At 54.1% G+C, this 6,285-nt stretch carries 5 protein-coding genes and 1 pseudogene; all 6 read right to left on the reverse strand.

Annotation, left to right across the window (positions count from 1 at the left end; all coding sequences use genetic code 11):
- Positions 1 to 362: 362 nt before the first annotated feature.
- The gene (locus tag ACOSYY_RS11265; RefSeq protein WP_421662469.1) at positions 363 to 716 is read right to left on the reverse strand and encodes a HepT-like ribonuclease domain-containing protein; all 354 of its coding nucleotides are present in this window, start codon (positions 714 to 716) and stop codon (positions 363 to 365) included.
- Positions 703 to 1,005 (reverse strand): nucleotidyltransferase family protein, encoded by a 303-nt coding sequence (locus ACOSYY_RS11270; protein WP_421662470.1) that lies wholly within the window; start codon positions 1,003 to 1,005, stop codon positions 703 to 705. The genes ACOSYY_RS11265 and ACOSYY_RS11270 overlap by 14 nt, the downstream gene beginning before the upstream one ends.
- A 227-nt stretch (positions 1,006 to 1,232) precedes the next feature.
- Positions 1,233 to 4,256, reverse strand: coding sequence for a type I restriction endonuclease subunit R (locus ACOSYY_RS11275; RefSeq protein ID WP_421662471.1), 3,024 nt, complete (start codon positions 4,254 to 4,256; stop codon positions 1,233 to 1,235).
- On the reverse strand, positions 4,253 to 5,317 hold the full coding sequence (gene darG, locus ACOSYY_RS11280) for a type II toxin-antitoxin system antitoxin DNA ADP-ribosyl glycohydrolase DarG (protein ID WP_421662472.1): 1,065 nt from the start codon (positions 5,315 to 5,317) through the stop codon (positions 4,253 to 4,255). Before darG ends, ACOSYY_RS11275 begins: the two co-directional genes overlap by 4 nt.
- A 14-nt stretch (positions 5,318 to 5,331) precedes the next feature.
- Positions 5,332 to 5,982: a type II toxin-antitoxin system toxin DNA ADP-ribosyl transferase DarT gene (gene darT, locus ACOSYY_RS11285; protein WP_421662473.1), complete on the reverse strand. Its 651-nt coding sequence runs from the start codon at positions 5,980 to 5,982 to the stop codon at positions 5,332 to 5,334.
- A pseudogene (locus ACOSYY_RS11290) lies at positions 5,979 to 6,285 on the reverse strand (hypothetical protein); the annotation flags it as partial. The gene darT and the pseudogene ACOSYY_RS11290, both read right to left, overlap by 4 nt.

Raw genomic sequence — 6,285 nt, forward strand, 5'->3', positions numbered from 1 at the left:
GGCTGAAAAACTGACATCCTCCGCCTGGGCGCCGTCGCGCAAGGTGGTGTCATAGATTTCCAGCGATGTCGCTTGGTCTGTAGGCGGCTTTAATTCAGGAACCGACCGTTGCTCACGAGAAGCGCGGGAAGGACTGGGTGGATAAATTTTTCGAGCCATAACAGGAGAGGGTACCAGGTGCGGGGCTTCCCTGTCGAGACGTCAGGCAGGGGAACTCGCCACAAGTCTAGGCGCATGCGAGAAAAACCAGCAACTACGCTGGAATGGCCTCATCCTCAAGCACAGGAAGGCTCGGATCCGGCGTGACAGTTAGCCATTTGAGAGCGGCAAGATTACGAATGGTCGAAGCAACCGTTCCTCGATCAAGAGGCGGGCGGCGGCTTCGTGCCCAACATCTGCTCAAGACGAACGATGAGGGGTACCAGGTCATCCTGCACCGTCTTCCAGAGGACATCCAGGTTGATGTCGAAATAGGCGTGGACGAGGCGATGACGCATGCCGACAATGTCCTCCCAGCGAATCTCTGGAAATTGAGCCTGCGTGTTTTCGGACGTGCGAAAAGCTGCTTCACCGATGATCTCAATGGTCTTGACCAGCGCCAGCACCAACTGACGGTCGCTGTTGAGATCGACGCGATTTCGGCCTCGCACAAATCCGAGCGCTTCACGCGCCGCATCGAGCATGTGCCGCAGCCGGACGTCATCATCCTTGCGCATATTGAACCTCGGCCTCCTTCAACACATCATCGCGGAAATATCGGCTCAAATCTTCGGGCGTGCGAAGATCCACCTTTCGTCCACCGAATAGCGCGGACAGTTCACGTTCCATGCGCGCGATGCCGAACAGGCCAGGAACGTGGGCGGGTTCGAACTCTACAAGGACATCAATGTCGCTCTCGGGGCCGAAATCGGTCCGCAGCACGGACCCGAAAAAGGCCATGCGGCGGATATGTCGTTGCCGGCAAAATTCCGCAAGTTGTTGCTGATCAACCGATATGTTCGCCATCAGCCTACTCTTCCTACCTTCCTGGACCGCTTGAGCGCGGCGGAAGTTACCGGCGCTGGAATCGATGCCGGCATAGTTGGTCCTGTCAAATCCAGCCTCTCAGTATATCAAGCTGCGCTTCATACGATCATTCAAAGCCTTGTCGGTCCTATCAGCACCATTAGGCAGAGAATCGCAGAAAACCTCAAAGACTTTCAGCACTTCGTCCCCTCCGTGGGTTGCTGAATCTATCTTGGCGAGGCACCGGGGCGATCGTCATAGGTTATTCGAAACACAGTGTCAGTCAGCCAGCGCTTGAAGGATTCGTTATCCATGAATTGCTTAAACAACTCTGTGTCATCTTTGAGGACGGCCGTCATCACGCGCGTGAGCGCCTTGTCATGTTCGATACGGGCGTTCTGCTTGTCGGAGTTCTGCTTCGCATTCTGATAGGCTGTGTCCGCCGCCACGCGGTTCGGAATGTCTTCCGTGATCAGTTTGTGCACACGGTCCGCATCGGACCAAGGGATATTGCCGAACTGATCGTTAAAGGATTTCAGAATATTGGACAAGCGATCAAGCTGCGGTTCCAACTTGCTACCACCAGCGGTCATCGGCACCGGCTCAATCTCCGCGTTTTCGTCAGGCAATTGAATCTTCATGGCCGCCTTCTTCTCGACGCGATAACTGTCCATATCGATGGCTTCCAGGATGCCTTTGGACAGATCTTCCTCCTTGGGCGCGGGCAGCTTGGGGACAAGGAAGTTCAGAAAGATAGACAGGCGTTCCCATTCGGCATTCGTATAGGGCAGGATTGAAGAGAGGAAACCATAGGCGCGGAGAAATCCCTTGGCTTTTCCCTTGAAATCCACCTGTCCATCCTCGTCAAGCTGGTCCTTGTACACGGCGACAGAGGCATCCAAAATTGGATCAAGCTTGTCTCGCTCAGCCCCGCCGAGATACAGCACCACCAGCTGATCAATTTGAGCCGGAGCGTACACTTGGTAACCATCGAGTGCGGCCTTTAGATCATGCAGCTTATTGGGATCGGTCTCCTCGGCAAGGATCGTTGTGCGGTAGTAGTCGGCAAAGGCCTCTTGAATGGTGTCACTGTCGTTCATGAAATCGAGCACGAACACATCATGCTTTTGTGGATGTGCGCGGTTGAGGCGAGAAAGCGTTTGCACCGCTTTGATACCGGAGAGGATCTTGTCCACATACATCGTGTGGAGCAGCGGTTCGTCGTAGCCGGTCTGAAACTTATCGGCGCAAACCAGAAAGCGGTATGGATCCTCCTGAATCTTGTCCGCGATCTGGCTCGACGGAAACCCGTTCAAAGAAGTCTCCGTCACCTTCACGCCACCGTATTCATGCTCGCCCGAAAAGGCGACGATGGTCTGATAGGGACTCTTGCGCTCCCTCAGATAGTCGCGGAAGGCGTGGTAGTACTGGATGGCCCGCTCGATCCCACTCGTCACCACCATCGCACGTGCCTGTCCTCCGATTTTGTTGAGGGCCAGCACCTGCTCATGAAAATGGTCCACCATGATTTCGGCCTTGAGACGGATGGCGTGATCGTGGCTTTCCACATAGCGACGAAGCTTTTTCTTTGCCCGCTTGGTGTCGAACTCCGGGTCGCCTTCTACCTTTTTAACAAGTTTGTAATAACTCTCAACCGGTGTGTAGTGCTTCAGTACGTCGAGAATGAAGCCTTCCTGGGTTGCCTGCTTCATCGTGTAGCTGTGAAAAGGTTGGTGACGCACCTTCCCTGCAGTGTCAGGCGGGAGCGCCTCGCCGAAGATCTCCAGCGTCTTGTTCTTGGGTGTCGCGGTGAAGGCGAAATAGCTCGCGTTGGGCAAGAGCTTCTTGGCCTCCATGATTCGGTTGATCTTATCTTCAAGTGTCTCGTCATCCTCCCCTTCCCCGGCGGTCGAGAGAGCCATACTGACTGCCGCCGACGTTCGACCACCTTGGCTGGAATGGGCTTCATCGATGATAATCGCGAACTTCTTGCCACGTTGCTCGCTGCCGATTTCATCCAGGATGAACGGAAACTTTTGGACCGTAGAGATGATGATCTTCTTCCCCTCGGCGATAAACTTGCGCAGGTCGCCCGAGCGCTCGGCATGCCCGACGGTGGCCCCAACCTGGGCGAACTGTTTGATGGTGTCGCGAATCTGCTTATCGAGGATGCGCCGATCTGTTACGACAATGATCGAGTCGAAGACTAGGGCATCATCTTCCTGTAAACCAATGAGTTGATGCGCGAGCCAGGCAATGGAATTGGATTTGCCGCTGCCGGCTGAATGTTGGATCAGATACCGCCGACCCGCACCATGTTGTCGCGCATTGGAAAGAAGTTTGCGTACCACGTCGAGCTGGTGAAAACGTGGCCAGATCTGCACCGCCTTCTTTTTGCCGGTCTTCTCATTCTTCTCCTCGACGATCTGCGCATAGTTCTCAAGAATGTCGGTCATCCCGTCGCGAGTAAGAATCTTGCGCCACAGGTAGTCGGTCTTAATCCCGTAAGGGTTGGGAGGATTGCCCGCTCCGTCATTCCAGCCTAGATTGAAGGGCAAAAACCAGGAGCTTTTCCCTTTTAGGTGTGTGCAGAACCGTACCTCGTGGTCATCCACAGCAAAGTGGACGACGCAGCGTCCAAACTCAAAGAGCTTCTCGCGCGGATCGCGATCGCGCTTGTATTGTTCAACGGCATCTTCCACTGTCTGCTTGGTTAAACTATTCTTCAGCTCGAACGTCGCGATCGGAAGCCCATTGATGAACAAGGCAAGATCGAGCGCTCGTTGTGTTTCGTCACGGCTATAGCGAAGCTGCCGGGTGACTGTGAACCGGTTTGACGCATTGAGTGTGGCGGCCTTCTCATTGCCGGGCGAGGGTGATCCATAAAATAGATCAATATCGTGCGGCCCATCTTTGATCCCATGACGAAGGACATCGATGATGCCGCGCTTCGAGACCTCCCCTTGGAGTCGGGCCAGAAACTTACGCCGGGTCGGGCTATCGTTGGCGAGATCGAGAGCTTCGGTAACTTTCGGCTGAGTGGCGTGCAGGAAGGCGCTGAGCTGGGGAAGATCTACACAGAATTCGCGGTCGTAGTCTTCAGCCTGACCGGGAATCCATCCGGTACCGCCGTACCGTTCCCGAATGAGGCTAATACCCTCTCCTGGGGGTGGCGCTTCGCCAGAGGCTTGGCCAGCCATCGCCGCGACGATGAGGCTTTCAAGACCCTTCTCGCTGGTGTCGGTGTTCACGCGTGCTGTGCAGGCGCGTTATTGGATAACCATCCCTTGTCCCGAAGCACTTGCCAGGCAAGGGCGATCTGTTGCGGTGAGAACCGTCGCTTCCGCTCGTTCCATCTAAATGTCGCCGCCAGGGCCTCCTCCGGTGTCAGAGCACCCTCCCGCGTTGAAACCCAATGAACCGTGGATAACAACTCAAGACCGAATGGAGTCTCGAACCCTTTGACAAGGTCGGCAACCCGATGGAAACGACGTTGTGTATGCGGATGTCCTTCCAGAAACTGTTCAGCATCGGCAATTGCTCCAGGCACAAGTTCAAGAGGCTTCTGGGGATCGTCCACTCCATCGGTATAACCAGAGGTGAGGTAGCCTTCCACACTCAAGAGAAGGTGTCGCAGGTTTTCCGCATATGGCCCATACGGCGCCTTCACATACCGAAGTCGAAGAGAACTCTCTCCCGCTTCTTGCATGAAGTAGAGGAGCTTATGCACTTCCAGTAGGCTAATGAAAGGGTCCATCAGTCCGGCAAGGTAGCGTTGCATTAATCCCACCAACGCGGCACGCGCTTCGGTCATCTTGGGCACCGGTTGGCGTGACGTTGATCCTGAACGCACAGGGATACCGCTTGGCTCGAAAAGTAAAATTCGTACATCCGGTACGGCTGCCAATGCTCGTTCGATTCTTGGGCGCACTTCTGTCCAATTAAGTCCCCCTTGCCCGCAGCCTAGAGGAGGAATTGCAATTGAGCGAATGCCAAGCCGACGAATATCTGACACAAGAGCCGTAAGCCCCAATTCAATATCGGATAACCGACTTTTCCCCTTCCAGTGTCTCTTGGTCGGGAAATTGATGATATATCGTGGGTTAGTGAGACTGCCGGTATCGAAAATAAACATATGCCCTGGCTGCAACTCACCGCGCTTGCAGACCGCTTCATATGCTTTGAAGTTGCCAGGAAAGGCTCTACGAAACTGAAGGGCAATCCCCCGGCCCATGATCCCTACACAATTGACAGTATTCACTAACGCTTCTGCATCAGCTGCGAGGATATCGCCAGTGGTAGGTTCAATCATGGAGGAAGTCCTTTTCAATAATACCAATCACGAAAAATTTCAACAGGAGGCCTATGGACAGCAATTTGGAGAGCCGCCTCGGCTTGAGCCTTAATTCTGGCTGAACAAACGCCGACCCGCCTCACTAACTCCCAGGGGAATGAGCCGTGAACCAGAAACTCGGCCTGCTTACCTTCTTTAACATCAGGTGAGCGAAAGTCCGTGGCTGATACGGCTGCCCAATTGATCTCTTCTAATTCGTCAAGACGACCCCGGACTTGAACATAATACGCGCCAGCATTGGAAAGGCTAAAGGCCCACTTTCCAGCTCCCTGCTCAGCCCAGCTTACAACTTCGTGCATGTCAGCTTCCAAGTGGACAACTGGTCCTTGCCCACCACGATATGTCAGATCGGGGTGATTGGCACAATGAATCAGAAATAACATCACAGACCGTGGGCAAAAATAGAACGGAACATAATCTCCGACCTTTGTTCCGGGATGGCACGATACCGAAATTTCTTCAATTCGGCGCCTCTTGATCTCGGACATTCCAATGGTTACGCTCGGCCCACTCCGTCTAACGATAGTCGCATCTGAATGAAGAACACCATCGTTTACGATGGCAGCTAGATTATCCACGTGCGTGATGTGATAAATCTTTGGCTCCGCCGGAACCACACTCACGCCTCATCCTCTTCAAGAACGGCATCAAGATCGGAAACCTCCCTCTCTCCGGCATCTTCAATAGAATTTTCTGCTTCATCGAACGATTCAGACTTCTCGCTCTCATCCGGCAACTTGGCCGCCGCCTCTCGCACATCAAGCTTGCCTGTGACCGCATCGGCGATGAGGCGGGTGCGGTATTCACGAAGGAGTTCAGTTTCGCACCATGCAGTAGAGACAGCTCGATCGATTCGTTTCAATTCGGCATCGATAAACCTGACTAACGATTGTTGCTCCTCCAGGGGAGGGAATGGGAAGCGGTGT

The sequence above is a fragment of the Nitrospira sp. BLG_2 genome (genome assembly GCF_049222245.1).

Bases quoted from the DNA above. Each gene is read 5' to 3' on its own strand.
- ACOSYY_RS11265 (WP_421662469.1), bottom strand. From the start codon at position 716: ATGCGCAAGGATGATGACGTCCGGCTGCGGCACATGCTCGATGCGGCG.
- ACOSYY_RS11270 (WP_421662470.1), bottom strand. From the start codon at position 1,005: ATGGCGAACATATCGGTTGATCAGCAACAACTTGCGGAATTTTGCCGG.
- darG (WP_421662472.1), bottom strand. From the start codon at position 5,317: ATGATTGAACCTACCACTGGCGATATCCTCGCAGCTGATGCAGAAGCG.